Source organism: Faecalibacterium prausnitzii (genome assembly GCF_003324185.1).
Taxonomy (GTDB): Bacteria; Bacillota; Clostridia; order Oscillospirales; family Ruminococcaceae; genus Faecalibacterium; species Faecalibacterium prausnitzii.
Genome location: NZ_PXUP01000015.1, coordinates 63,333 through 85,674, shown reverse-complemented (window position 1 = coordinate 85,674; position 22,342 = coordinate 63,333). Strand labels below are relative to the sequence as shown.

18 protein-coding genes are annotated in these 22,342 nt (G+C 46.8%); 15 read left to right on the top strand and 3 right to left on the bottom strand.

From position 1 onward, the window contains the following. Positions 1 to 177: 177 nt before the first annotated feature. Genes C7J97_RS10945 through C7J97_RS10935 form a run of 3 tightly spaced genes read right to left on the bottom strand, consistent with a single transcriptional unit; the run spans position 178 to position 2,762 of the window. The gene (locus C7J97_RS10945; protein ID WP_113992609.1) at positions 178 to 1,110 is read right to left on the bottom strand and encodes a ParB/RepB/Spo0J family partition protein; all 933 of its coding nucleotides are present in this window, start codon (positions 1,108 to 1,110) and stop codon (positions 178 to 180) included. Further along, positions 1,067 to 1,894 (bottom strand): ParA family protein, encoded by an 828-nt coding sequence (locus C7J97_RS10940; RefSeq protein ID WP_113992611.1) that lies wholly within the window; start codon positions 1,892 to 1,894, stop codon positions 1,067 to 1,069. Before C7J97_RS10940 ends, C7J97_RS10945 begins: the two co-directional genes overlap by 44 nt. A 4-nt stretch (positions 1,895 to 1,898) precedes the next feature. After that, complete coding sequence (locus tag C7J97_RS10935) at positions 1,899 to 2,762, bottom strand: DUF6017 domain-containing protein (RefSeq protein WP_113992608.1); 864 nt, start codon at positions 2,760 to 2,762, stop codon at positions 1,899 to 1,901. Positions 2,763 to 3,199: 437 nt separating this feature from the next. Between C7J97_RS10935 and C7J97_RS10930 the strand changes: the two genes are divergently transcribed. From C7J97_RS10930 to C7J97_RS10865, 15 genes are all read left to right on the top strand, one after another. Continuing rightward, positions 3,200 to 4,225, top strand: a complete 1,026-nt coding sequence (locus tag C7J97_RS10930; protein ID WP_147232757.1) for a hypothetical protein — start codon at positions 3,200 to 3,202, stop codon at positions 4,223 to 4,225. Between the two features lie 468 nt (positions 4,226 to 4,693). Next, the gene (locus tag C7J97_RS10925) at positions 4,694 to 6,289 is read left to right on the top strand and encodes a DNA primase family protein (protein ID WP_113992606.1); all 1,596 of its coding nucleotides are present in this window, start codon (positions 4,694 to 4,696) and stop codon (positions 6,287 to 6,289) included. Positions 6,290 to 6,362: 73 nt separating this feature from the next. Further along, complete coding sequence (locus C7J97_RS15045; protein ID WP_015537439.1) at positions 6,363 to 6,506, top strand: hypothetical protein; 144 nt, start codon at positions 6,363 to 6,365, stop codon at positions 6,504 to 6,506. Between the two features lie 90 nt (positions 6,507 to 6,596). After that, on the top strand, positions 6,597 to 8,330 hold the full coding sequence (locus tag C7J97_RS10920; RefSeq protein WP_113992605.1) for a recombinase family protein: 1,734 nt from the start codon (positions 6,597 to 6,599) through the stop codon (positions 8,328 to 8,330). Positions 8,331 to 8,756: 426 nt separating this feature from the next. Beyond that, the gene (locus C7J97_RS10915; RefSeq protein WP_113992604.1) at positions 8,757 to 9,692 is read left to right on the top strand and encodes a DUF932 domain-containing protein; all 936 of its coding nucleotides are present in this window, start codon (positions 8,757 to 8,759) and stop codon (positions 9,690 to 9,692) included. Between the two features lie 10 nt (positions 9,693 to 9,702). Continuing rightward, entirely contained in the window at positions 9,703 to 10,041 is a 339-nt protein-coding gene (locus C7J97_RS10910) for a DUF3848 domain-containing protein (protein WP_113992603.1), read from the top strand. Further along, the gene (locus C7J97_RS10905) at positions 10,038 to 10,970 is read left to right on the top strand and encodes a YqaJ viral recombinase family nuclease (RefSeq protein WP_113992602.1); all 933 of its coding nucleotides are present in this window, start codon (positions 10,038 to 10,040) and stop codon (positions 10,968 to 10,970) included. The genes C7J97_RS10910 and C7J97_RS10905 overlap by 4 nt, the downstream gene beginning before the upstream one ends. A 59-nt stretch (positions 10,971 to 11,029) precedes the next feature. After that, positions 11,030 to 11,746 carry a Sak single strand annealing protein gene (locus tag C7J97_RS10900; protein WP_113992601.1) on the top strand — a complete coding sequence of 239 codons (717 nt, stop codon included), beginning with the start codon at positions 11,030 to 11,032 and terminating at the stop codon, positions 11,744 to 11,746. 13 nt (positions 11,747 to 11,759) lie between these two features. Further along, a complete protein-coding gene (locus C7J97_RS10895; RefSeq protein ID WP_113992600.1) occupies positions 11,760 to 12,110 on the top strand; it encodes an LPD28 domain-containing protein in 351 nt (116 codons plus the stop codon). A gap of 248 nt (positions 12,111 to 12,358) precedes the next feature. Then, positions 12,359 to 13,051, top strand: coding sequence for a recombinase family protein (locus tag C7J97_RS10890; RefSeq protein ID WP_113992599.1), 693 nt, complete (start codon positions 12,359 to 12,361; stop codon positions 13,049 to 13,051). Between the two features lie 172 nt (positions 13,052 to 13,223). Continuing rightward, positions 13,224 to 13,403 (top strand): hypothetical protein, encoded by a 180-nt coding sequence (locus C7J97_RS10885; protein WP_113992598.1) that lies wholly within the window; start codon positions 13,224 to 13,226, stop codon positions 13,401 to 13,403. Positions 13,404 to 13,568: 165 nt separating this feature from the next. Then, positions 13,569 to 14,504, top strand: a complete 936-nt coding sequence (locus tag C7J97_RS10880; protein WP_113992597.1) for a helix-turn-helix transcriptional regulator — start codon at positions 13,569 to 13,571, stop codon at positions 14,502 to 14,504. 13 nt (positions 14,505 to 14,517) lie between these two features. Further along, the gene (locus C7J97_RS10875) at positions 14,518 to 18,360 is read left to right on the top strand and encodes a tetratricopeptide repeat protein (protein ID WP_113992596.1); all 3,843 of its coding nucleotides are present in this window, start codon (positions 14,518 to 14,520) and stop codon (positions 18,358 to 18,360) included. Next, entirely contained in the window at positions 18,360 to 21,818 is a 3,459-nt protein-coding gene (locus C7J97_RS10870) for an ATP-binding protein (RefSeq protein ID WP_113992595.1), read from the top strand. Before C7J97_RS10875 ends, C7J97_RS10870 begins: the two co-directional genes overlap by 1 nt. Next, positions 21,815 to 22,339: an HNH endonuclease gene (locus C7J97_RS10865; RefSeq protein WP_113992594.1), complete on the top strand. Its 525-nt coding sequence runs from the start codon at positions 21,815 to 21,817 to the stop codon at positions 22,337 to 22,339. The genes C7J97_RS10870 and C7J97_RS10865 overlap by 4 nt, the downstream gene beginning before the upstream one ends. Positions 22,340 to 22,342 lie beyond the last annotated feature (3 nt).

Below are 22,342 nucleotides of genomic sequence, written 5' to 3'. Positions count from 1 at the left end.
CGGGCTTGCTTTGCTATTCTCTCCGTCGCCCTCGCTGCATTGATTATGGCATTTGAATGCTGTTTGTCAGGGGCAGCGGTCGGCAGACGGATTTTTTCATTTTGGGGCTTGACTTTTAATAGTTAGTCTCCAAATTTTTGCAAACAAAAAAGACCCCATCGGGTCTTGCGTTACGGGTCAGCGCTCGTTGCGGCGCTGCTGCTTTTTCTGCCACGCATCCAAAAGCTGAATGATCTTCTCCTCCATCTGTTTTGGCGTGTAGCTGCGGGGAAAATACTTCCGCAGGGTCTCATTTTTGATGGTCACGGTGTCTTTCTCACTCTTTTTCTCCTGTCCCATCACATCAAAGGCTTTTTCGTAGCTGAACTCTCCCTGCTGTGCCATCTTTTTCAGTTGCTGCGCCTGCGATAAGGACGGCGCATTCTGAGTGTCCTCCATGGCTTCTAAAAAATCCCGCTGTTGGCTTTCGTCCAAATAGGACAGCTCCACAGCGGGATTAAAGGCAATTTTCTTTTCGTCCACCATGTCCAGCAGTTCCGGGATAAGGCTGGTCAGGCGGATAAAACGCTGGACTTGTCTGCCGCTTTCTCCGCTTTCCTTTCCGACAACATCGGCAGTTTCAAAATTCCCGACAAGTTGTCGGGAATTTTCTTTTGACGGTCTACCGCTAGTTCTTCGCATGGCATCCAGTTTCATCTTGTACGCCAAGGCACGTTCACTGGGCAGAATGTGTTCACGCTGTAAATTGGAATCCACCATCAATATCACAGCAGCATCGTCCGACATCTGCCGCACAATGACTGGCAGCGTTTCCAGCCCGGCAAGTTTAGCTGCATACTGGCGGCGGTGCCCGGAGATGATCTCGTAGCCGTCACCGTCCGGGCGTGGACGGGCGATCAGCGGAGCCAGCACGCCGTACTGTGCGATGCTCTCCACCGTCCGGGTCATGGCTTCATCGTCCAGTACCTTGAAGGGGTGGTTGGTGAAGGGATGCAGCGCATCAATGGGAATCTGCTGTACCTGCTCCCGCTGTTCCTCCTGTCGGTTTTCCTCGGTGGAAAACAGGTCATCTAGCCCTTTCAGAGCTAAGTTTCCGTTGTCGATCGGCATCCGCCAGCACCTCCTTTGCAAGAGATTTGTAGGCTTGTGCCACCTTGCCTTTGGGGTCATAGGCAAAGATGCTTTTGCCTGCCGCACTGGTTTCTGCTGCTCGGACGGACCGTGGGATGGTCTGCTCGAACACCTTCAGGTGCTTTCCGTATGCCTGCCGGATCAGATTGCTGATCTGCTTTCCGTAGTTGGTGCGGCTGTCGGTCATGGTCAGCAGAATACCCTCGATTTTCAGCTTCGGGTTGATCTGCCGCCGGACCTTTTGGACGGTCTGCAAAAGTTGTTCCAGACCTTTTGCGGACAGGTACTGCGCCTGCACGGGAATCAGGGCAGCGTCTGCTGCCGCCAATGCGTTAATAGTCAGCATCCCCAGCGAGGGCATACAGTCCAGCAGAATAAAATCGTACTCCCGCTTGGCACTATCCAGCACCTGTTTCAGCATCTTTTCCCGGTTCATGCTGTTTACCAGAGCCACTTCCAGCCCTGCCAGTTCGATGTTGGCAGGAATCAGGTCAACGCCCTCTGCGTGGTGCAGAATGCCCTCGCCGGGCTGGATGGGCTGGTCGTTCATGGCTTTTGCCATCAGGGTGGAGAGGGTGGTAGGCAGTTCGTCGGGCTGCTGCCAGCCCATGCTGATGGTCAAGCTGCCCTGTGGATCGGTATCCACCAACAGGACTTTCTTGCCCTCGGCTGCAAGGCCAACACCCAGATTTTCACAGGTGGTGCTTTTCCCCACACCACCTTTTTGATTGGTGACTGCGATAATCGTAGCTTTCTTTGCGATAACATCACCTCCCCGGAGAACCGCGCGCAAAGTCGTGGTTCGTTTTGTTCTGATAGTAGAGGTTCATGGTGGTGGGCGCATTGTAGAGCATTGCCAGCAGATACTGCTTCATGTTCCGCACCGGGGCGGTGTTTTCTGCCAGAAAATCCAGCACAAAACGGATGTGGTCGGCGTTCAGCTTTTTCAGTCGACTGCGTACCACCTCGGCAGGCTTGTCATCTCCGGCGATCCGCAACATCTTGCGTTTTGTGGAACAGGTGTCCACAAGCAAGTCCACGATCTGGTAGATGGTGTCCTCATCGTCTGGGCAGAGCCGGAGCAGAAGGTCTACCTCCAATGCCTGATAAAAATAATCCTCAAGCTGCTCCCGGATGCCCCCGGAATAGATAGGGTCAGGATCGTTCCACTCAGTTTTATTCTTATCAGTCTTATTTGCTTGCGGTTTTGGCTGCACCAGAATTGCGCTTTCGGCAGCACCAGAATTGCTGTTTGGGCAATTCTGTACTTGCGCTTTTGGCAAGCCGGAGGAAAAGTCCTTGACGTAGATCAGGCTGGGTCTGCCCAGACCACGGCGTTTGCGCTCGATAAGGTTGAAGTCCTCCAGTTCCCGGAACAGCTTGACCGCCTTATGCTCGGCGCAGCAAAGGGATTCCTGCACCTCTCGAACGGTGTAGATGATATACACCCGCCCTTGCTCGTCCAGCCAGCCGTTCTTTACAGACAGGCTCATGCGGTCAAGCAGGATGCCGTATAGCGTCCGGGCATCCGTGGAGAGCTGCCGGAAGCGGCAGTCATGGAACAGTGCTTTCGGGATGCGGAAGTAGGAGAACAATTCGCCCGACTGACCATAGAAGTAGTCCAGCGTCATTTGGTGTGACCTCGGATTTTCAACTGTATGGGTGTGTTCATGTGGAAAAATACCTCCTTTTTGTGATATGGAAAATTTTTTGAAGTTCCATTTTTGAGAAAAAATGGATGGAAAAATGGGTGAAAAAAGATGAAAAAAAGCGTTGTAGTTTGTCCCGAAAACTGCAAAAGCAAAAATGTGTTATTTTTTGATAATATTACGAAAAGGATAAAAAATCGAATGTTTGAAAAAATAAATAACGTAAATGTGCGTTTTCTTGTACTCTCTGTTTATAAAGTGCAGAACAGGCTGCTATCAAAAATCCCAGAAAGTAAGATTGTTGCATGAAGATGCACTAATCGTGCAAAACATGGGAAGATAAACGTATGATAAACCCTCCCCGGTGAAACTGAATGGTTTTGCCGGGGAGGGTTTTGTATATTAGGAGGAAAATGGTTGTGGGCAGACTTACAAAAGAAATGAAAAAAGCAGAACTGATGGAGCAGTTAACAGAAGCAAACGAAGCTTATCTTGAAAAAATTTCCCAACATATGGAATGTCAATACCGTGAGATGCAAAGAGTAGAGCAAAGAATTGAACGAAAGAAAAAATTGATAGATAAAAAATACAGCGTATCTATAAAGAAACTAAAAAAAGAAAGAAAAGAAAAATTAAAAAAGATTGTTGGAAGATATAGACGCATTAAAGAAAAGGTAAGAGAAGAAACGATAGACAAGGTGGATTTAGCAGAAATAGAAAATATAGAAAAGGGATACATTACACTTAGACAATTTTTGCTAAATATATTGAGAGAAAGAGAAACTGGCAAGCTTCCGAATTGGAAAGAAAGAATAACAGAAAGAAGTGTCGAGTCAGAGATTTCGACAGATGGGGGAGCTGTAGTAAGCAAGTTGAGAGCGTTACAATATGAATTTACAAGCAAGTTTAATATTGTAATGGGACAAATGCCGGATTCGGATGTTCCAGCATATAGCTATCTGTCAAGGGGCGGATACATCTATCTTACAGAGCAAAATTGTGAATTCTTTAAGCTGTTTATGGGAAATGATGAAGATTGTGAGTACATAGAGTATGATATTATAGGGTGCATAAAGTCAAAAAAAGTAGAAGAGCTGGATGAAAGAGTGAAAGATCAAATAAAAGAAGGAATGTATTCCTTGGCCAATAATCCGAGGACGAAGTTTGAAGAGAGTATAATAGAGAATAGGTTGACGGAATTATTTGGAACAGGAAGCGGCAAAACAGAAGAGGCGTTACAAAGTTTGATTACTATGGTGAACGAAATGCAATCGCTTCAATGCACATCAGAGGGGCAAAGAGGAATTTTTAAAAGGGTTACGAAGGCTTTGGATAAATGTCGAGATAAAGTAACGGAAGAGTATAGATATTATATGAGTCTATACAGGGATGAAGAAGCAGTAGAAAAATTTCTAAAGTCTCTAGAAAACAAGGAATCGAAATAAAGTGAAGGCCCTTACGCGAAAAACATTTTTCGCGTAAGGGCCTTTTTCTTTGGTTAGCTTGAGCAATTCAAAACCACCAGCTAAGCTGGTGGAGTGAAAATGCTTTAGCTATAAGATTCGAGCGAAGCGAGATGACAAAGAAGTTGTCATCTTAGAAGATGCGCTTTGTAGGCATAGCTCGTTAGAGCGGCATGGCAAGTAATGCAGATGAAAGATGCTTGCTCGTGGCCACTTGCAGGGGCTTTGCCAGTAAGGTGTCCTTCTAGGACTTACTCAAGCCCCGGCTAAGCTGGGGGCATAAGTGGAAATATGAATAAAGTATGAACGATATGAATGGATGAAATATGAGACGAAAATAAAATGACGAAAATTCGATTAAATAATTTTTGGCTTGCCCACACCTATAAATTTTATTAGTGGCACAATAAAAGTACCCCTAAAAAGGAATATGTACAAAGGAGCGATATTATGGGCAAGCAAAACAAAAATAATTTTGACTGTCAGGGAGGTGACTTTTCTCTAAAATCTTTGGACGATAGCTTCGACGCAGAGGATGGTGAGTGGTACCCGGATAACAGCGATGAAACCGATGTGGTTCTTGCGGCATCACTTTGCAGGAATAACGCGGCGAAGAAAGAAAAGAAGAAAAAGAAAAGGAAAAAGAAGGAAAAAAGTACGCAGGAAAATAACCCGTTGAAAAAATTGTTCAAGTATGATGAAAAGAAAGAGGATGACTTAGAATCAGAGGATGAAGAGGTTGAAAGAAGGAGTCAATCAAAATACCACCCGATGTATGAAATGGCACATGCACTGGAGGAATTTTGCGATCTTAAGGTTGTAGATGGTGAGGTGTACTACTATGAAAACACATACTATATGCATCTGACAAAAGATCAGATAATCGAATTATATAAATTGAGAGTTGATCCGAAGCTTCATGGTGCAGTGAATCTGAGAAATTACAGAGATCTTTATGACTACATAAAGATGGAGCAAATCCTGAAATACGAGATGCCCAAAAATGAAAAATTGTACTGCCCATTCGAAAACGGAATTCTTTTTGTTAAGAAAGGTAGATTTGAAGACCATGACCCTGAATTTGTCACATTTACCTGCTTGAACGCAAAGTACAATGAAGATGTAGAAAGCCCTGAAGAGGCAGATTGTCCAGTGTTCGATAAATTTATGAAAGAAATTTCTGGCGGACGTAAGGACATTGAGGAACGCCTCTGGATGGCATTGGGTTACCTCTTAGTTGAGCCAGCTAGAGGAAAATTTTTCTTTATTATGGGATATGCCAGAGATTCAGGAAAAAGTATATGGGGCAATTTTGTACAAAAACTTTTTCCAGAGGAGGCAATAAGCAACCTCTCTTTGAGAGAACTCGGAGGAAAATTTGAAACGGAATCGTTGCTTGATGCGAGAATAAACATCTCGCTTGATTTACCGCGAGAAAGGCTGGATGTGAGTGCAGTGTCAAAATTAAAGCGTATTACAGGTGGCGATGGAGTTGAAATTCAACGAAAAAACCAACGCTCAAAAAAGCTTCACCGCAGAATAAAATTTCTGTTCGCCAGTAATTTTCCACTTGAAATTGAGGGAGAGGATGAGGCTTTTTTCAAACGTGTTGTATATCTTCCTTTTACTCATTCAATTCCAGATGATGAACAGGATCCAAATTTGGAAAAGAAGATATGGAAAGAACGCAATGAAATAGTCACGAAGGCTACATTCTATGCTCGAAGACTCGAAGAATTGGACTGGCATTTTCCAGAAATTCCAGATGTGGATAGCATGAAGGGGGTGCAAAGAAAGCCTCCAATTGACTATCTCTGGGAGTTTATTAACTTGCACTGTGAAAAGGTCGATCATGAAACTTTTTGTCCGACAACTGATTTGAAAAATGCCTACGAAAACTATTGTGAGGAAAAAGGAGTTTGTCCGTGTAGCTCGATAGTGATTAACAAGTGCGTCATTAAATTTGGAGGAGAACATGATCGGAAACGTCTCAATTCATCAGAAAATGCGGTATGGGGATTTTATGGAATCAAGCTCCGTCCGTAACTTCTGATTCTTCGATGATACGTTATACCTCTGACTCTAAGCACCATTAACGATAACCAAGGGAGGTATCACAATGCTGGAAATTGACGAAAAGGCGATGGCCTATTGTCTGGTGGAAGCTCTCTTTGCGGCAGGGGTAATCAACCTGCCTACCTATCAGAACTTCCTTCGGATGAAGCGTGAGCAGGAGGAAGAACCGCCTGCAAAGGCTTCGTAAACAACAGAGAAAGGCTCTGGCGGAGGGGATTCGGCCAGAGCCTTTCTTTTTGCCGCAGAAAAGAGTCAGAGACAGTGGAGGTTAAAATTTATGAGAGTAGCTGTGTACGCTCGTGTTTCAACCGAACATGAAGCGCAAATCAACGCACTAGAAAATCAGTTGGAGTGGTATAAAATTGAAGGTTCTCGCCACCCGGATTGGGAAATCGTGGAGGTCTACGTAGACCAAGGCATCACCGGAACACAAGCACAGAAGCGGCCGGAGTTTTTGCGCATGATGGAGGATGCCCAGAAGGGAAAATTTGACCTTATTATTACTCGCGAAGTGAGCCGCTTTGCACGAAATACGGTTGATACGCTGTCCTATACACGTGAGTTGAAAGCACGTGGGGTGGATGTGTTTTTCATCAACGATGGTATCAACACCGCGACCAATGATGGTGAACTTCGGTTGACAATCATGTCTTCTATGGCACAAGATGAGAGCCGCAAAATTTCAGAGCGCGTAAAGGCTGGGCAGAAAGTCAGCAGAGAAAAGCACGTTCTGTATGGCAGCGGAAATATCTTAGGATACCGCAGGGAGAACGGAACCTATGTTCCTGACCCTGACCAAGCTGAAACAGTAAGGCTGATTTTCCAAATGTATTCTACCGGAGAAAATGGGCTGGTTAAAATCGTAAACGAATTATACCGCCTTGGCCGATTAGATGCAGGCGGCCATGTTTCGTGGGACGCTTCCAAGGTGAGCAGAGTCCTACATAATGCAACCTATAAGGGGTGTATTTGCTACAATAAATCCCACAGCGACGGATATTTGACACAGAAACGTGTTAAAAATCTGGACGAGAGCAGCTACATCTATGTGAAAGGTGACTTTGAGCCTTTGGTATCAGAAGAAATGTGGGATAGATGCCAGCAGATTTTGGCATCGAAATCAGCACGGGTAATAGATGAAAATGGGAAAAAGCACAAGTACATGAGAAATACGCCAAAGTCAGTCTGGACGGCAAAACTGCGGTGCAGCTGTGGCGCAGGATTTATCCAGTTCAAATGGCGTGTAAATCGGGATGGTGCAGTGGTTCATGGATTTCAGTGTTATCGCCGTACCCGTAGGCCAAGCATCAGCTATTTGCAGGAGCATGGCTTGGACTTGGGAATTAGTTGCCAAATCAAGGCAATCTGTGAGTGGAAGCTGGACTTGATGGCAGCAAAGGTGTTTGAACATCTTACCTTTGACAAGGGCAAAACAGTCAAAGAGGTCTATAAAATTTTGAACCGCTGCATGGCAGAAGAAAAGACTGTCCGCATTTCCAGAAAGGCGATGCTGGAAAACAGCATCGCCAGACAGAGGGAGCGTCTGGATAAGTATATAGACCTGTGTGCAGACGGAATCATCACAAAACAGGAATTGGCAGAACGGCGAAAGGGATTGGATGCGCAGATTGCAGAATTGCAATCTCAATATGAGAATGTGGAACAGGCGGATGAGTGCAGTGGAACCCTTGATATGAATTTAATTGCGCAGAAGTTGGATGAGTGGCAGAAGGCATCTAGAAATGATGTTAACCGGGAGCTTATCAATAGCTGTGTGGCGCAGATCACGCCGCTGACGAATGAGGACTACCGCTGGGTACTTGATTTCCAACTGACAGAAGTGCAGAGTGGAAATAGTGCCACTTGTACGTTGGATGGCTTTATGGAGATGGCTCGTTTTACGATTTCATTTGAAGAAGCAAAGGCTTTTAAGGCTTCCCGAAATCAGGGGATTCGTAAAAATGAGTGGCATGACCTCACAGTAGCCGTGGGTATCCGCACAAAGACTTGAACGTAAAACACTGTGTCAGCTGTGCCGGATGTGTCAGAATTTCCGAGAAACCTTTATTATATTTTATATTTTTACCCTATCGCATATCTAAGAAAAATAGAGAGGAAGGGGATAAAAATAAAGAAGAATATATAGAGAGTTTCATAAAAACCTGACACATTTGACACACCCGACACAAGACGAGGCGTATCTGAAAAAATTACAGTTATATATTATCTTTGTAGAAAGACCTGTGAGCAGTTTAATTCTGTCCACAGGTCTTTACTTTTTACTTGAAAATGGAGGAAAAACAATGGCTGATGTTATGGTAAAGATTCTGATGAAGGGTGCAAAGGCAATCGGGAAAACTGCCGTAATACTCATTATTTGGATCGCCCATAAACTCGAAAACAAGTAATCACATTAAAATTTTAGGAGGTAGTAGTTATGTCTGCAAATGTTGAAACCATGTTCTCTGTCCGCGAAACCCCTTGGCACGGCCTTGGCCGTATCGTGATGGATGCCCCTGCAAGCCGTGAGGCACTGGAACTGGCTGGTCTTGATTGGCAGGTGGAGAGCCGCAACATCTATTCCGGCACGGGTGCTATGATCCCCAGCTATCGGGCTAACGTCCGTAGTACAGATGATGCCGTGCTTGGTGTTGTGTCTGATCGTTACCGCATTGTGCAGAACGAAGAAGCATTTCAGTTCACCGATGACCTGCTGGGTGAAGGTGTTACTTACGAAACTGCCGGTTCTTTGCAGGGCGGCAAGAAAGTCTGGATGCTGGCAAAGCTACCGGAGAAATACATCATCGCCGGAGACGAAGTGACCCCATATCTTGTGTTCTTCAACAGTCACGATGGCAGCTCTGGTGTGAAAGTAGCTATGACCCCTGTTCGTGTTGTCTGCCAGAACACACTGAATCTGGCTCTGGGTACTGCAAAGCGCATCTGGACTGCTCGCCACACTGAAAATGTTCTGCTCCGGGTGCAGGATGCCCGTGAAACCTTACAGCTTGCCAACAACTACATGGGGGAACTGGGCAAGGGCATCCATGAGCTGACCACCATCAAGCTGTCTGACCGCAAGGTGCAGGAGTTTATCAATGAGTTCTTCCCCATCACGGAAGACTTAACCGATGGCCAGCGGAAAAATAACCTGCGTATGCAGGAAGATTTGAAGGCTCGCTATTATAATGCACCCGATCTGGAGTGGGTCGGAAAGAACGGCTGGCGGTTCGTGAACGCTGTTTCCGACTTTGCCACCCATGCAGACCCCATCCGTAAAACTCGCAACTACAATGAAAATCTGTTCCTGCGTACCGCAGAGGGCAATCCCATGATTGACAAAGCCTACAAGATGGTGCTGTCAGCAGCATAAAGGAGGACATATGAACGATGTGAGCAACCGGGCTGTCCGGGAGTTTTCTGAGTTCCTGAACAGCATTGAAGCCGATTTTCCAAAGCCAACTTGTACCACGGCATACGAGATCACGATGAAAAGCACCATCGTCAGTGCTTTAATTACGCTGGACACCGAAAAGCAGATGGACGAGCGTTTCTGGAACCATCTCCGGGTGCAGCGGAATATTCTGGATTTCCTGTATACCCTGTGGTTGGATGATGACCGCACCTTGGTGGATAAGTTTTCCACTATTATGAAGGACTTGGTGGAATATGATTTCTCTATCGCAGAAGAACAGATGAAAGAGAGGTTGAACATTGCATGAAACGACTTGTATCTACATTGAATTTACCCAAAGAAGATTGGCTCCGTTACCGCAAATGCGGCATTACCGGCACGGATGCCGGAGCTATCCTTGGCCTGAATCCCTACCGTTCGGCATTTCAGGTTTACCACGATAAAATCAGCGATACCATTGAAAATATCGACAACGAAGCCATGCGGCAGGGTCGTGATTTGGAGGATTATGTGGCGCAGCGCTTCACCGAAGCAACCGGTCTGAAAGTACGCCGCGCAAATGCCATTTACCAGAGCGAGGAACATCCGCTGCTTCTGGCAGACTTTGACCGCCTGATCGTTGGGCAGAAAGCAGGGCTGGAGTGCAAAACGGTTTCACCGTTTTCTGCGGACAAGTGGGCTGATGGGAAAATCCCGGCTCACTATCTGACGCAGGTTGACCATTACTTAGCCGTCAGCGGTTTCGACTGCTGGTATGTGGCGGCTTTGATTTTTGGCAGAGAGCTGGTGATCCACAAGATCGTGACGGATAAGCAGGTGCTTTCTGACCTCATTGATAAGGAAGAGCTTTTCTGGACACGTCATGTGGTTCCCCAGATTCCCCCTGCACCCAACGGTTGCGATTGTGACACCCAGCAGATCAACCAGATGTATGAGGTAGACAACCGGGATAAGACCGCTGACCTGAGTGCGCTGCATGGACTTCTGGATAAGCGGCAGGAGCTTTCCGACCAAATCGAGCAGATGGAACAGGAGAAAACGGCCATCGAGCAACAGGTCAAGCTGCAAATGCAGGATGCTGCCTATGGTACAGCACCGGGCTACAAGGTATCATGGGTATCCTCCGAAAGTAAGCGTGTGGATTCCCAACGTCTGCGGAAAGAGCAGCCGGACATTTTCAACCAGTACAGCAAAAATGTAAGCAGCCGCAGATTCACCATCGTTCATGCGGCATAAATCTTGTATCAGGTGGCAGGGAGTAAATTCTCTGCCGCCTTTTTTCTTGGAGGTTTATTATGGTCACAGAAAATCCGTTCGTAAAATTATTCGCTATCGACTTCAAAGATCATCTGGAAGTCAAAAAGTCCGGAAACACGGAACTGAAATATGTAAGCTGGGCGTATGCTTGGGCAGAGGTGAAGAAGCTGTATCCCGCTGCCAGCTATGAGGTCAAGAAATTCAACGGCCTGCCCTATGTTTATGACCCCATAACCGGCTTCATGGTATACACCTCGGTCACGATTGAGGGCGTTTCGCACGAAATGTGGCTGCCGGTACTGGATGGCGCAAACAAAGCCATGAAAGCCGTGCCTTATACCTACACCACCCCGAAATGGGACTACAATCCGCAGACCCGCCGCCGTGAAAAGATCGGCATGGAAGAACGCACCGTAGAAGCAGCCTCCATGTTCGATGTGAATAAGGCTATCATGCGGTGCTTGGTGAAGAACCTCGCTATGTTTGGGCTGGGCCTGTACATTTATGCCGGAGAGGATTTGCCGGAAGATGCTGCACCGCAGCCGGAGGCTGAACCTCAAAAGCAGCCGAAACCGAAATCCTCTACCCCGAAGCAGGAACAGCCGCCTGTGCCCTGCATCTGCGCCCGATGCAATCAGACCATCAAGAGGGTCAAGCTGAAGGACGGTTCTATCATGCAGGCGGCAGAGTTTGCAGCCACCCATGAGGGGATGTGCGTTGACTGCTATAAAGCTACCCGACTTAATGTGGCATAAAGGAGAAATTTATATGTCTTGCAATGCGATGACCGAACACTATGAAGAAATCACTGTCTGCGGAAAGCCTGCATTATTCACTAACTTCCGCATCAAAAGAGATACCGTCCCGGATAGTCTGTATGTCTACGATGTGCGGCATGATGATGACTGCCGAGGAATTCCCTGTGAGATTGCACCATTTATCATGGTCAATCACTGGGGAACGATTATTCTTGCAGAGCCGCTGGAGCTGCCCGATGATGGACGGCGGTATATCGACGAAGAGAGTGACTGGAACTATGACCCATTTGGAGGAGCAGAGAAAGATCAAAAGCCCTGTGTGACGGTGGAAGAGTTTATGAATCAGTATCTGAACCGTTGATAAGAGCGAGCCGTGTCGTTCCTTATAAAATTCAAAAGTCATCGCAGGAGACGGACGGTGCGAACCGTTCGTCAACGGAGATAATCTTTTGAAGTTTATGAGGGATGACTAAGGCTCGCAGGAAAAAGTATTAAAAATGCCGTGGGTACAGAAAAGTATCAATCATAGCGTGATGAAACCGATTTGCCTTAGCAAATCGGTGACGCTAAAATGACGTTCGGCATTTTTGATACGGAAAGAAAATAGTTATGAGCGTTTATGGTTATTGCAGAATTTCCACTGCAAAGCAGAGCATTGACCGTCAGGTTCGTAATATCAGGGCTGAATACCCGACAGTTCACATTGTACAGGAAGCCTATACGGGAACTTCCATCTTAAGGCCAGAATGGAGCAAGTTGTATCGGATTCTGAAAGAGGGCGATACTGTGGTGTTCGATTCCGTCTCTCGAATGTCCAGAAATGCCGAAGAAGGATTTTCACTGTATGAGGATCTCTATAATAAAGGTATCCAGCTGGTATTCCTGAAAGAGCATCACATTGATACCGAAACGTACAAAAAGGCCCTGTCTGGCAGCATTGCTATGACAGGAACCAATGTGGATTTTATCTTAAAGGGAATCAACGAGTATCTGATGGCATTGGCAAAAGAGCAAATCAAGTTGGCTTTTGAGCAGTCTGAAAAAGAAGTGGCCGATTTGCACCAGCGTACTCGTGAGGGTCTTGTAACAGCAAAGCTGAATGGAAAACAGGTTGGACGTAAAAAAGGCACTGGATTTGAAACCAAGAAGTCTAAAGCGGCCAAAGAGAAAATCCGCATCCATTGTAAGGCTTTTGGTGGTACACTGGACGATGTGGAGTGCATGAAGCTGACAGGGCTTGCCCGGAATACCTATTATAAATATAAAAGGCAGATTCGGGAGGAGGCTAAAACGCAAGGTTGAGCTTTGTAAAAGTGCCAACCGCAAAAGATGATAGGAGGAACACGGTGAACTCTGCGAATACCGTGTTCCTTTTTGTGGGTTATCGTAGGATGGACAGACATACCGTCCATCAAAATCTTTATAATGAGGTTAGAAAAGCTGATAAGATTGTGTGATAAAAGGAGAAGAGTGTATGAAAAAATTCTTGATGATACTACTGAATGTTGCATTTGCGCTGAACTTTGTGCTTGTGGTTGGAATGATTGGCGAGTACATTTCGCCGCGACAGGCGTTTTATACCATCACCGATGAGATGATGAACACAGCCTATCGGTTCAGGCGAGGATGGCAGCTCAGGAATCGTTTGCCTTGACTTTTGAAGAGATGGACAGACAGCGTGTCCATCTTTTTTTGTATACTGAAATTGTACAAAAGAAACAAAAATTTTTTTGTGCTTCAGTGAAACGACAAAACTTCACACAAAGAATTGCAGTGATAATTGTGCTGTGTTACAATGAGCAGAGAAGGAGAATGAACTGTGCACAATAGTAGATTAGATCGTATACTCTATATCCAACAAGTGCTGGTACAGGGCGGTGTGCTGAATAAGCAGCAGACGGCCGACCACTTTGGTGTCAGCGAGAAAACGATTCAGCGTGACCTTGATACCCTGCGCAATTATTTCGCCGACAGTGAGCCGCGTCGGGAAATTCTGTATAACTCCGCAAAGGGCGGCTATCTGCTGGATGATACGCTTTCACGCTTCCTCACCAGCAGCGAGATTCTGGCAGTATGCAAAATTCTGCTGGAAAGCCGCTCGATGGTCAAAGAAGAAATGTTCCCGATTCTGGACAAGCTTATTCTGGCCTGTACGCCGCTGGACAGGCTGAATCAGGTCAAAGACCTCATCAGCAATGAGCGTTTCCATTACGTTGAGCCGCAGCATGGCCGGAAGTTTATCGAGAGCCTGTGGGAGATCGGCACGGCAGTAGAAAATCACAATGTTATGGAAATTATCTACTGCCGCACCCACGACGGCGAGACCCGTGTGCGTACCATTGAGCCGGTGGGCATCCCATTCAGCGAGTATTATTTTTATCTGGCTGCGTTCATTGAGGGCATCGACAAGGATAAGCATTTCCAGAACCCGCAGGATAACTCCCCGACAATTTACCGCATCGACCGCATTCAAAATTACAAAACCCTCGACCGGCATTTCGCCCAGCGGTATGCTGACCGTTTTCAGGAAGGCGAAATGCGCAAGCGCATCCAGTTCATGTACGGCGGTGAGTTGCAGACCATCCGGTTTGAGTATACCGGGCCAAGTCTGGAATCAGTGCTTGACCGTCTGCCGACGGCAAAGGTCCTACAGGTGACGGAAAAAGGCTGGATTGTAGAAGCGGAAGTGTTTGGAACGGGTATTGATATGTGGGTGAGAAGTCAGGGGAATTACATCAAAATAATAAAACCATAGGAGGAAATATGGCATGAGACAGGTTCAGATTGAAATCCTTTTTCAGAATGGTGAGATTCGGGAAATTCGGCAGGATTATAAAAAGATGAACCTTCTGGATTTTAGTGCGATTCAAGGAAAACCTATTGAAAAATGGTTTTCCTCGGCAGAAAGTGACTATGAGGAGTGGCACGGATTGGAAAAAGCGGTCGCTGTGGATGACCCCAATGCCAGCTATGCGTACGAGTTTCATGGTCCGGAAAAGGAGAAACTGGAATTTAACCAATGCGTAGAAACTCAGATAAAAGGCAGAGTGGGGTTGTGGCTTTCTGAGGAACAAGTAGCGCAAAAGTACATTGCCACGGCGGAACTGGCATGGAAGGACGGAGAGGTTTCAGAAGCACTTTGGGGTTATCAGATTGCGGCAGAAGAATATCATTCTGTGCCGGCAATGAAATGGATTGCGGAATATCACTATCGTGGTTATCAGGATAATAAGCAAAAAAATCAGCCGGATGCAGAAAAGTGGCTGGACATTGCACTTCAGTATTGGAGAATGGCTGCGGAAAATCAGAACACAGAAATCCAATTCCAACTGGGAATGCGTTTTCAAAAGGGAGAAGACGTTGCGGTTGATTTGACGGAAGCTGCAAAATGGTATGGCATGGCGGCGGAAAATGAAAATGCAGAGGCGCAATTCTACATGGCTAATGCCTATTCCGCTGGTACTGGTGTGAAGCAGGACGATGAAAAAGCGGCCAACTGGTATCGTCAGGCGGCAGAGCAAGGACACGGGCAGGCACAGCTGGATTATGCCGACTGCTGTTTTGAAGGAAAAGGAAGACCGGCTGATAAGAACGAGGCTGTTATTTGGTATCAAAAAGCGGCGGAAAAGGGGCTTGAAAAAGCACAGCTGGCTCTTGCAAACTGTCTTTGGAATGGTGTCGGCATAGCTTGTACCCCAGCGAGCGCAGCACATTGGTATCAGAAAGCAGCGCAGCAGGGAAATGCAGAAGCACAAAATAAATTTGGCGATTGTCTGACAAAGGGAATCGGTGTGCCGCAGAATACGGAAGAGGCCGAAAAATATTACAATCTTTCGGCACAGCAGGGGAATACGGAGGCGGAATATCATTATGCGGCGTGCCGCTTCCAAAAGGGTGACTATGCGCAGGCGTGGCTGTATTACAAAAGGTCAGCGGATAAGGGGTACACGCTGGCTCAATATGAGCTTGGTTTGGGATATGAAAAGGGAAAATTTGGAGAGGAAAAGGCAGAACTGGCTTTTCAATCTATGCGCAAAGCAGCCTTAGATGGTTATGCACCGGCTCAATTAAAATTAGGCGAATACTTTGAAAACGGTGCTGGAATAGTAAAAAATCCTGTCCAAGCGGCAAAATGGTATCGTGAAGCAGCAAATCAGGGGTTGGCGGAAGCACAGTATCGCTTGGGCAAATGCTGCAAAACTGGTTCCAGTTTTGGAATCGTGCAAAGTGATGAGGAAGCGGCGTGCTGGTATGATAAAGCGGCAGAGCAGGGACACACAAAAGCACAGAATAATTTGGGCGTCTGCTACATGGTGGGAAGCGGTGTAAAGAAAGACACCGAAATGGCAGAAAAGTGGCTGAAAAAAGCTGCCAAAGCAGGGCTGGTCGAAGCACAACTTAATTACGCGCAGTGCTGTGAAATTCTTGGGGACACAGAAAAAGCAGTTCATTGGTATCAGGAAGCGGCCAAGCAAGGTGATTTTAAGGCACGAGTTCGATTGGCAGAATGTTATAACTCTGGAATCGGCGTCGAAAAGAATCCGGAACAGGCTGCGTATTGGTGCGAAGAAGCGGAAAAAAATAAAGCGGATGCCGCCGAGGATAAAATAAAGACACTCGCGGAGGTGCAGCGTGAAACGGCGCAGTGTTATATGGATGGCATCGGAGTAGGGAAGAACATCGTAAAGGCCGCAACACTGTATCAGGCAGCTGCAAAAAATGATGATACGGAAGCACAATTTGAATATGCAAACTGTAGCTATTATGGTCTGGGAGCGAAACAGAGCTTCCGTACCGCGACATATTGGTATACGAAAGCGGCCGACAAGGGTCATGCCCGCGCAATGAACAGCCTTGGCGGCTGCTGTTTACAGGGGGAAGGTGCGCCCAAAAGTTTGAAAGACAGTGTGAGCTGGTTTGAAAAGGCTGCAAAACTTGGGTTGGCAGAGGCTCAATATATGATGGGCGAGTGTTGCCGCAAAGGAACCGGCGTAGAAAAAAGTGCGAATAAGGCTGCGGAGTGGTACGAAAAAGCAGCAGAACAGGAATATGCACCTGCGCAGTATAGACTTGGCTGCTGCTATGAAGACAAGGATGGTAAGACGTATGACGCATTCAAGGCTGCTGAGCTGTTCCGCAAGGCTGCAGAGAAGGACGAAAAAGACGCACAGTACCATTATGGCCGGTGTTGCGAAATGGGAAAAGGAGTTCCGCAGGATTTGAAGGAGGCCGGAAAATGGTATCAGAAGGCAGCCAATAATGGCTGTGCAGAAGCACAGTATATACTCGGTACATGGTATGAAAAAGGCAATGAAGTTGTGGCGAAGGATAAAGTGCGAACCAAGGAATTGTATTTGAAAGCTGCAAAGCAGAAATATGCCAAAGCGGAGCTTGCCTATGCGATCTGTCAGGAAGAAGATGCCCTATGGAAATCTGCTGAGAATTGGTATGGAAACGCACTATCCAATGAAGATGCATCAAATGAGATTGTTGCAGAAGCGCAGTATCGGATGGGGCGTCTCTATGAAGAAGTAAAAAAAGACCGGATTATGTCGGAGATTTATTATATAAAAGCTTCTAGTGCAGGTCACGTCGAGGCGCAGTACAGATTGGGAATGTGGTTCAAAAATGGCGCCTCCGTACCAGACAAGTATGACAAAGAGCAGGAAGTAAAATGCTTTGCAAAAGCTGCCAAGCAGGGACACCCAGAAGCAGAGTATTGGTATGGTAACTGTCTGCTGTATGGAGTTGGTGTGCCGAAAGATACAAAAGAAGGATTTAACTGGTATTTGGCATCTGCAAATCATGGAGTGGCAAGTGCTATGAATGGCGTTGGATTCTGCTATGAGACAGGTTGCGGCACTGCAAAAAGCATGACCAGTGCAGCTTTATGGTATCAGAAGGCGGCAGAGAAAGGCCACTCCCGCGGACTGTACCATTTGGGAGACTGCTACAAGAACGGATGTGGTGTCGAGGCAAATCAAACCAAGGCATTTGAGTGCTATCAGAAAGCAGAGCAGGCGGCAGCAGCAAAGGGAGGAGATGCAGACGTAGAATGCGAACTTGGTTGCTGCTATGAGACCGGTTCTGGTACGGAAAAATCCCCCAGTCAGGCGTTTAGCTGGTACAAAAAAGCTGCCCAGAAAGGGCATGTGGATGCGGAATTTGAATTGGCAGGCTGTTATTTGAATGGAACTGGCGTAAAAGAAGATGCAGCAGCAGCTTTTAGCTGGTGCAAAAAGGCGGCAGAGAGCGGAAAAGTTGAGGCCCAGTATGCGTTGGGGATGTTTTATATAGCAGGATACGGAGTCTCTCAAAATCTGTCCAAAGGCGCAAAACTGGTGCGCGCCGCAGCGGATGCCGGCGATGTGGATGCGCAAGCAATGATGGTTGCGCTCTATGGTACGGGACTTGGCGTAAGACGCAACATGAAAAAGGCGAGAGAATATTGCAACAGAGCGGTGGCACAGGGAAGCAAGGATGCTAAGAAAGTTCTGCAAGAAATTGAAGAAACGTATAAAAATCCTGTAGTGAGTGTCTTTTTAACGGTAGGTTCGCCATTCTGGAAATCGTGGGTGAAAAAGCAGCTTAAAAAGGAGGGTATGAAATAATGCCGGAACAACTTGAACGCTATGAGCAAAAGCCATTAAGTGAACAGACAAAGCAAAATCTGATGGACCAGTTGACACTGGCAGACCATCTGGTTTACAAAAAGTATCTTCCAGACCTTCAGAACTATGCGCTGGTTGACCCGACGGAACAAATGGTGGGCGGGAAAATTACCGATGACTATATGAAGGTGTTCAAGCTGGAAGAACTGACCGTGAAGCAGGGGGAAGACCAGCTCCAGAAACTCTCAACGGTGTACCATTCCAGCATGGCACTTGGATGCAGTCTGGCAGTTTTGGTCAGCGTCAAAAAGTCTGGGGCGCCTGCATCAATCTACCTTGGTGTACGGCGGAATTTACGGCAGAAGAACAGCGAAGCGATAGAAAATCTGGATATTTCGTTCAAGACTCTTCACGAAGGAATGAAAAGCAACTTTCCGGGTTCTCAAACGAGCCGAATCTATGCCAGCGATGACCAGCAAGATACAGAAAGCCTGAATTATTTGCTGGATGGTGCATTTGGCGATAAAATGCGGACGATTACATCGGCTTCCTGCGTGGCTGCCTTGCGGGATAAATCCAAAACGGAAAATAAGGCGTTTATTCAGGGTATCGAACGATTTATGGATGCGATGGGAGACCATGTCTATACGGCTTTGTTTCTTGCTGACCCGGTATCAGAAAACGACCAGGCGAGTATCCGCAGCAGCTATGAGCAACTTTACAGCACGCTTTCACCGTTTCGAAAAAGTACATGGTCGTATAATGAAAACCACAGTAACGCTGTAATGTCCAGTGTATGCGACGGAAAATCGAATGTCATTACAGATGGCACCAGTGCTTCTTCCAGCAAGAGCCGTGGTTCCGATACGGGCTTTTCACTTAATTTGGGAATAGAAAAGGGTCATACGGAGAATTTTGAGAAATCGCATCAAAAAGGAATCTTTGAGCGAGAAAAGCCCGCGGCGCCTCAAGACGCAACTTCTGGGGCAGGAAGAGCTGTCGCAGAGGAAAAGAAAATTAACTGGAAAAAGACCGGAGTGATTGCGGCAGGAGTGGTAGTTGCAGCAGGAACGGCGGCTCTCTGCGTCTTTCAACCAGAACTCGCAGCAGCGGCTGCGGCGAAAGCCGGGCCGATTTTGACGAAAGCAGCCAGTGCAGTGGGACTGGCCAAAGGCGCAGCTATTGAGAAGAAGAACCTTTTCGATGGAAGAGATACGATTTCGCACGGCGCAGCAGATATGCTCATCCATACGATGGGGTGCAGCCTGAGCCATAATATTTCTCGTTCCAGCAACGAAGAAACCGGAGAATCACACAACGAAGCAAAAGGCACTGCCCGTAATGAAACCAGTGGAAACACAAAAACCGATGGAAACGGCACGACGCTGCAAATTGAATTTGACAATAAATCCATCGAAAATCTCCTTGAGCGAATTGATGAACAGCTGCAGAGAACGCGTGAAAGTGAAGACTACGGATGCTATAATTGCTCGGCGTATTTCCTTGCACCGCAGGCGCAAACTGCTATTCTTGCGGCAAATACATATCGTGCGTTGATGATTGGCGAAGGCTCTGCTGTGGAAAGCGGTGCGGTCAACATTTGGCAGGAACAGAAATATGTTGTACCGGCGATGCGCGAATATCTGAAGCATTTTGAACACCCCGTTTTTATGCGGCAGCTGCGGGAAGATGGAGATGTCAGCCTGCTTTATACTCCCGGAACAATGGTCAGCGGTCGGGAACTGCCGATGCATCTTGGATTGCCGACACGCTCGGTACACGGTATGGCGGTAATCGAACACGCAGAGTTCGGACGGAATGTGCCGATTGTTTCCGCGGATAAAAAAGAGCAGCTTGCGTTGGGCTGTATCTACCACATGGGAAATGAGGAAAAAGAAAATAAGGTCTTTTTACAGAAGCAGGCACTGCGGTCGCATACTTTCATCACAGGCTCTACCGGCTCGGGTAAATCCAATGCGGTCTATCAGCTATTGGCAGAAGTAACAAAAGACTCTGATACCACATTTCTTGTGGTTGAACCAGCCAAAGGCGAGTACAAGCATATTTTTGGAAATGGAAAAGCAAAGGTGTATGGCACAAACGAAAACCTGACACCGCTGCTGCGGATAAATCCATTTACATTCCCGCCAGAAATTCATGTCCGGGAGCACATTGACCGGCTTGTGGAAATCTTCAATGCCTGCTGGCCGATGTATGCAGCGATGCCTGCCATTCTGAAGGATGCAGTGGAACGGTGCTATCGTAATACAGGATGGGATTTGCGGCGGTCGGTAAATGTACAGATGACTTACCCGACGTTCTATGATTTGATGGATATTCTTCCGTCGGTCATTCAGGAGTCGGAGTATTCTAAAGATACCCAGAGCGATTATACGGGTGCTTTGTACACTCGTGTACGTTCTCTGACAACAGGAATTTACGGAAATATTCTCTGTGCAGAGGATGGACTGGAAGACGCTGAGCTGTTTGATTGCAATGTAATCGTGGACTTGAGCCGGGTCACTTCGATGGAGACAAAATCGCTCCTGATGGGACTTTTGGTAATAAAATTGCAGGAGTACCGGATGTGTACGTCTGAGATGAACCAGCCGCTGCGACATATTACCGTTTTGGAGGAAGCACATAACTTGCTGCGCAGAACATCGGATGTACAGGCACAGGAAAGTGCAAACCTACAAGGAAAATCTGTAGAGATGCTGACGGATGCCATTGCAGAAATGCGCACTTACGGCGAGGGTTTTGTAATCGCAGACCAGTCCCCCGGTTTGCTGGACCCGGCGGTCATCCGAAACACCAACACGAAGATGATTCTTCGGCTGCCGAGTGAAGAAGATAGAAAACTGGTTGGCAAATCAGCAGGGCTGAACGATAAGCAAATTGAAGAACTGGCAAAACTGGAAATGGGTGTTGCGGCGGTATATCAGAATGAATGGAATGAGCCGATACTGTGCAAGGTGAACTACTATCCAGAGCCGGAGAACTGCTATCAGAAACCTTGCAGTATGGAGATGGATTCTGACACAGAACTTGTAATGCGAGAGCTTCTGTCGGAAAAAGAAGAAAGCGAGCTGCCGAAGGAAGTTCTGGAACACTGGTGGAAACATTGGCAGAACCGGATAGACACGACAACGGGGCAATATCTTTGTGAAGTGCTGGAAAACCAGAATGATAAATGCGATGAAGTAATCCAAAAAGCTGTTTATGATATTTTTGAAGGAAAGCAGCTGTTTGGTTGGTACGGAAACAAGATGGAGTCTAGAACGGATGCCTACGGTGAGCTGATAGAGCGACTGTGCGGCCGTTACCGGTTGAGCGAGAAAATCGCAAAAGAAATTCTGGACTGTATCATGACAACAGGTCTGGAAGAAGCAAAAAACAAAGAGGGCGTAGAAGCCATTCGTAAGAAATACAATGAGCAAAGGAGTGAACAAGTGTGAGCGGTTTTCATGAGGTAGGACGAAATCTGGAAATTAAGCAGAAGATTGAAAGTGCGGTGGTAAAAACAATAGAAAGCGTTCCAGAAAAAGTTCTCAAACCAGAACATATCGAAACGCGAAACCAGAAATGGGAAGGGCAGACCTACCCGGGCACGGATGTGTCATATCGGAAAAGCGTATTTGTACAGGATGGAAGATTAAAGGAAGGCGTCTTCCCGAAATTTAGTCCAGTATTTGAAACGACGCTGCCTAAAGATATGCGGCAAATGTCCGATGTGGCACAGTTCAAATATTGCACGGACAGTCTGGCGGATTATGCGCTCCGGCACCCGGAGTTTGCAGAAAAATTCAATAAGACCCAGCTGGAACAGATTTTTGGCAAAAATCCGACGATAGATGGCTATACATGGCATCATACGGAGCACCCGGGTAAAATGCAGCTTGTAGACCGCACAATTCATGATAGCTGTCGCCATACGGGAGGCCGGAATATCTGGGGCGGTGGTACGGAATGCAGATAAGGA

Excerpts from the sequence above, each read along its gene's own strand:
- C7J97_RS10945 (WP_113992609.1), bottom strand. The coding sequence starts at position 1,110 with ATGCCGATCGACAACGGAAACTTAGCTCTGAAAGGGCTAGATGACCTG.
- C7J97_RS10935 (WP_113992608.1), bottom strand. The coding sequence starts at position 2,762 with ATGACGCTGGACTACTTCTATGGTCAGTCGGGCGAATTGTTCTCCTAC.
- C7J97_RS10925 (WP_113992606.1), top strand. The coding sequence starts at position 4,694 with ATGGGCAAGCAAAACAAAAATAATTTTGACTGTCAGGGAGGTGACTTT.
- C7J97_RS15045 (WP_015537439.1), top strand. The coding sequence starts at position 6,363 with ATGCTGGAAATTGACGAAAAGGCGATGGCCTATTGTCTGGTGGAAGCT.
- C7J97_RS10920 (WP_113992605.1), top strand. The coding sequence starts at position 6,597 with ATGAGAGTAGCTGTGTACGCTCGTGTTTCAACCGAACATGAAGCGCAA.
- C7J97_RS10915 (WP_113992604.1), top strand. The coding sequence starts at position 8,757 with ATGTCTGCAAATGTTGAAACCATGTTCTCTGTCCGCGAAACCCCTTGG.
- C7J97_RS10910 (WP_113992603.1), top strand. The coding sequence starts at position 9,703 with ATGAACGATGTGAGCAACCGGGCTGTCCGGGAGTTTTCTGAGTTCCTG.
- C7J97_RS10905 (WP_113992602.1), top strand. The coding sequence starts at position 10,038 with ATGAAACGACTTGTATCTACATTGAATTTACCCAAAGAAGATTGGCTC.
- C7J97_RS10900 (WP_113992601.1), top strand. The coding sequence starts at position 11,030 with ATGGTCACAGAAAATCCGTTCGTAAAATTATTCGCTATCGACTTCAAA.
- C7J97_RS10895 (WP_113992600.1), top strand. The coding sequence starts at position 11,760 with ATGTCTTGCAATGCGATGACCGAACACTATGAAGAAATCACTGTCTGC.
- C7J97_RS10890 (WP_113992599.1), top strand. The coding sequence starts at position 12,359 with ATGAGCGTTTATGGTTATTGCAGAATTTCCACTGCAAAGCAGAGCATT.
- C7J97_RS10885 (WP_113992598.1), top strand. The coding sequence starts at position 13,224 with ATGAAAAAATTCTTGATGATACTACTGAATGTTGCATTTGCGCTGAAC.
- C7J97_RS10875 (WP_113992596.1), top strand. The coding sequence starts at position 14,518 with ATGAGACAGGTTCAGATTGAAATCCTTTTTCAGAATGGTGAGATTCGG.
- C7J97_RS10870 (WP_113992595.1), top strand. The coding sequence starts at position 18,360 with ATGCCGGAACAACTTGAACGCTATGAGCAAAAGCCATTAAGTGAACAG.